The following is a 3,762-nucleotide window of genomic DNA, read 5'->3' on the forward strand; positions in this document are numbered from 1 at the left end:
CCATGGGCGCAGATCACGAGGAGATGCTCGATCTGGTCGCCCAGGCCTGGCAGGTGCTCGAGACCGTTCGACCCAAGTACAGCTGCCGGACCTGCGATAAAATCATTCAGGCCCCGGCACCTGCCAAGGCCATTGCACGCGGCAAGCTCAGCTATGCCGCGCTCGCCCATATCATGATGGCGAAGTGGGGTTATCATCTACCGTACTACCGTAAATGTTGATTTCAACATTTACGGTAAGATGTTGCGCAGAGGATTATGCTGCGGAGGCTCCATTTCGTCCTAGGTTTTCAGGCGATCTTGGGTAATCTCCGCAACATAAATTCCTGATGCGCCGGTGCCATGATCAGGGCTCCAACAACAAGGAGACCCGGATCATGTTTGAGATTCTTTTTTTGGACAACCGTGCACGATTGCGCGCTATCGTTCCGCTCCATTGCTCGAAGAGCGGCTTCTGTATCTTTCGCATTGCGAGTGTCTCGGCATCAAGATCGAGACATTGCGGAAGATCGCCTACCACCAGTTGGACTTGATGCACATTCTCGATTTGCACGACAACGATAGTTCGAACTTGCCCAAGATTGAGAACGCATTTCGGCGATGGTCTTCACCCACGGAACGCAAGTCACGACCTCGCGCACGTCGGCGTTTCTTCGGCCACGCTGAGCGATGGATGCGCTTTATGGGCTGGCTTAAGGAGTCGGGAGCCAGATGCCACTCCCGTACGCGCGAGGTCGCCATCTTTGCCACGCGCATGGCTTCCGAACGCGGATGGGCGGATACGACCATCGATGATTGTTGTCGAGCGGTCGACAGCTTTTTCGTCTGGCTGGATGAAAGAGGCGTCGATCTATCATCGGCAGGACTCTCTTTTTTCGATCAGTTTATCGCGCATTGTCATGCGCGTGGCGTTAGTCGTTCAACGACCTATCTCTATGCGCAACGACTTCGTTGGTTCGTACGGTTCGCCGAGCAGCAGGGCTGGTGCAGACCAGGATTGGCCGACGGTATCATGCCGCCGCGACGCTATCCAGGCGAGGCGATTCCGAAGGGTTTGAACCGGGATGAGGTCACCCGTCTACTTGCTACCGCGGAAGGACACCATCCCCACGACATACGCGCCCGCGCCATCCTGATGCTGCTGATCACCTACGGTCTGCGTGCCGGAGAAGTCAGCGGCCTTCAGCTAGGAGATTTAGACTGGCAACAGGAGATGTTACGGGTACGCTGCCCCAAGCCCGGACGTACCCATCTCTATCCGCTGTCACCAGATGTGGGGCAAGCGATCCTGCGTTACTTGCGTGAGGTTCGTCCCGCGCACCCTGAACGGACACTGTTCCTGACGATGAAAGCCCCGATTAGGCCGCTCAGCCGGGGAGTAATCAAGGGGATCGTTTTTACTCGCCTCAATGACCTCGGAATCCAAGGCAAGCGCCGCGGCCCGCATGCGTTACGTCATGCCGCTGCCCAGCATCTCCTGGACCAAGGTTTATCGATGAAAGCGGTCGGCGACTATCTCGGCCATCGAAGCACGGCGGCTACCGCGATCTACGCCAAGGTCAATCTCAATACTCTTCGCGAGGTTGCAGAGATCAATCTGGAGGGGCTGCTATGATTCTTCGTGACGCGGTCGACCACTATGTCGCATGGCGGCGAGCCCATGGCGCCCGATTTATCACCAGCGCAAGGACATTGTACCAATTTTGCGATAGCTGCCCTGACAACGCGTGCTGCGATGCGGTTACGGAGAGCGAAGTACGTCGCTTTCTCGCCGGAACCGGTCCGCTCACGCGTTGGCGTGCGAACAAGTATGGCGCTCTCGCCGGATTTTACCGTTATGCGATCAGTCGCGACTATGCTGTCGCGTCGCCGCTGCCGGCGGCGGACGAAGAGCCGCGGGCGCCCCGATCAGCTTCATCTTACATTTACTCCCGTGAGGAACTGCAGCGCTTGTTTGGGGGCGGCGTTAGTATCAGCCGCAAGCGCGCCATCCGGTTCGACGCCGAGACCTTCCATATGTTGCTCTTGATCCTGTAAGGCGCAGGGCTGCGAACCAGCGAAGCACTCCATCTGACCATGAAGGATGTCGACCTTGCAGACGCCATCCTGACAGTTAGGGACACCAAATTCTACAAGAGCCGTCTCGTTCCCGTTGCGCCTCAACTTGCCAGCGCCCTTAGAAGTTATGCCGAACGCCGTTCGGATCGCCCCCTGCCTGAAGGAATGGCGTCTGCATTTCTTGCAAACCGCGACGGAACACAGGTAAGGAAGCACAATGTCGACCATGCATTCAAACGGTTACTCGAGCATGTCGGAATCGCCCGTAGGGATGACGGCCGACGCACCCCGTGTCTCCACGCTCTGAGGCACACCGCAGCCGTCCATCGGCTGACGTCCTGGTATCGCGACGGGGCAGATGTGCAACGGCTTCTACCGGCGCTCTCGACATATCTCGGCCACGCCGACCTGGACGGCACAAGCGTCTACCTGTCGATGACACCGGAACTGTTACACGAAGCATCGGCCTGCTTCGACCGCTACGTCAACGGAGGCCACCATGCGTGATCTCCGTACGCTCGGCCCCTGGCTTCGGCGCTTTCTGGCAGACTACATCGTTACTGAGCGCAGTCTCGCCCGCAACACGCAAATGAGCTACCGCGACAGCTTCACGCTGCTGCTGCCATTTATCAGTACCAAGGTCCGCAAGCCAGCGGATCGTCTAAATGTCGAGGATATTACTTCGGCACTCGTACTGCAGTTCCTTGCTCATCTTGAAGAGAACCGCAGCTGCTCGGCACAGACCCGCAACCAACGCCTGACGGCGATCCGATCCTTCGCGCGCTTTGTCGCCAGCCGTGATCCAGCTTATCTTGCCTGGTGTGCGCAGATCCGTGCCATCACGACAAAGAAGGCCGCACCGCAGCCGATCTCGTGGATGAGCAGGGTCGAAATGGAAGCGCTGTTAGCGGTTCCCGACCGCCGGACGTTACGCGGCCGGGCTGAGCATGCCTTGTTGCTCTTCCTCTACAACACGGGAGCGCGGGTCTCGGAGGCTACGAGATTACAAGTCGGCGACCTTCAGATCAGTCGGCACCGCGACAACCATGCGCTTGTCACTCTTCACGGCAAAGGCAACAAAATCCGCCAATGTCCACTGTGGCCGCGCACAGAGGATACGCTCAGCGAGCTCATTCGGGGCCGGGAAACCTGCGAGCCCGTCTTCCTCAGCCGCCATCGCAAACGATATACCCGTTTCGGGGTCTATCGGCTTGTCGAGCGATGTGCGGCACAGGTGCCATCGCTTGCTGCACGGCCGATCACACCGCACGTGGTCCGCCATACATGCGCTTGCCATCTGTTGCAGGCGGGTGTCGACCTTAACACCATCCGTGCATGGCTCGGACATGTAAGCCTTGAGACCACCAACATTTACGCCGAAATCGATATCGAAATGAAAGCGAAAGCAATGGCGCTTTGCAGCGCCGCCGCTCCGCGACCGGAAAGGCCGTGGAAAGAGGACAAGGGCGTGATGGCGTTCCTGAATTCTATTTGAATCCAAGAGATTATGTTGCGGAGATTACCCAAGAGCGCCTGAAATCTGGGACGAAATGGAGCCTCCGCAGCATAATCCTCTCCGCAACATCTTAGAGAGCGTTTTTAGGTTGGCGGCGCTGTCGTGGGTGGCTGCCATGCGAGCGCCAGCATTAGTTGCGCCGGTAAGCTAAAAACGTGTTGGACGAAGCCGTGGGCGCGACGTTTCTGC

At 57.9% G+C, this 3,762-nt stretch carries 5 protein-coding genes; all 5 read left to right on the forward strand.

Annotated features, from left to right (window positions below; all coding sequences use genetic code 11):
• Positions 1–221 (forward strand): IS66 family transposase zinc-finger binding domain-containing protein (locus EOA28_RS28305; protein WP_245501611.1); only part of this gene is annotated, 221 nt, incomplete at its 5' end.
• A 214-nt stretch (positions 222–435) separates the two neighbouring features.
• Positions 436–1,614 carry a tyrosine-type recombinase/integrase gene (locus EOA28_RS28310; RefSeq protein ID WP_210214964.1) on the forward strand — a complete coding sequence of 393 codons (1,179 nt, stop codon included), beginning with the start codon at positions 436–438 and terminating at the stop codon, positions 1,612–1,614.
• A complete protein-coding gene (locus EOA28_RS39630) occupies positions 1,611–2,036 on the forward strand; it encodes a hypothetical protein (protein WP_210214965.1) in 426 nt (141 codons plus the stop codon). The genes EOA28_RS28310 and EOA28_RS39630 overlap by 4 nt, the downstream gene beginning before the upstream one ends.
• Positions 2,037–2,045: 9 nt before the next feature.
• Positions 2,046–2,564, forward strand: a complete 519-nt coding sequence (locus EOA28_RS39635) for a tyrosine-type recombinase/integrase (protein ID WP_281060933.1) — start codon at positions 2,046–2,048, stop codon at positions 2,562–2,564.
• Positions 2,557–3,552 carry a tyrosine-type recombinase/integrase gene (locus tag EOA28_RS28320; protein WP_128315514.1) on the forward strand — a complete coding sequence of 332 codons (996 nt, stop codon included), beginning with the start codon at positions 2,557–2,559 and terminating at the stop codon, positions 3,550–3,552. Before EOA28_RS39635 ends, EOA28_RS28320 begins: the two co-directional genes overlap by 8 nt.
• Positions 3,553–3,762: the final 210 nt, after the last annotated feature.

This window comes from Mesorhizobium sp. M2A.F.Ca.ET.067.02.1.1, assembly GCF_004023285.1.
Taxonomy (GTDB): domain Bacteria; phylum Pseudomonadota; class Alphaproteobacteria; order Rhizobiales; family Rhizobiaceae; genus Mesorhizobium.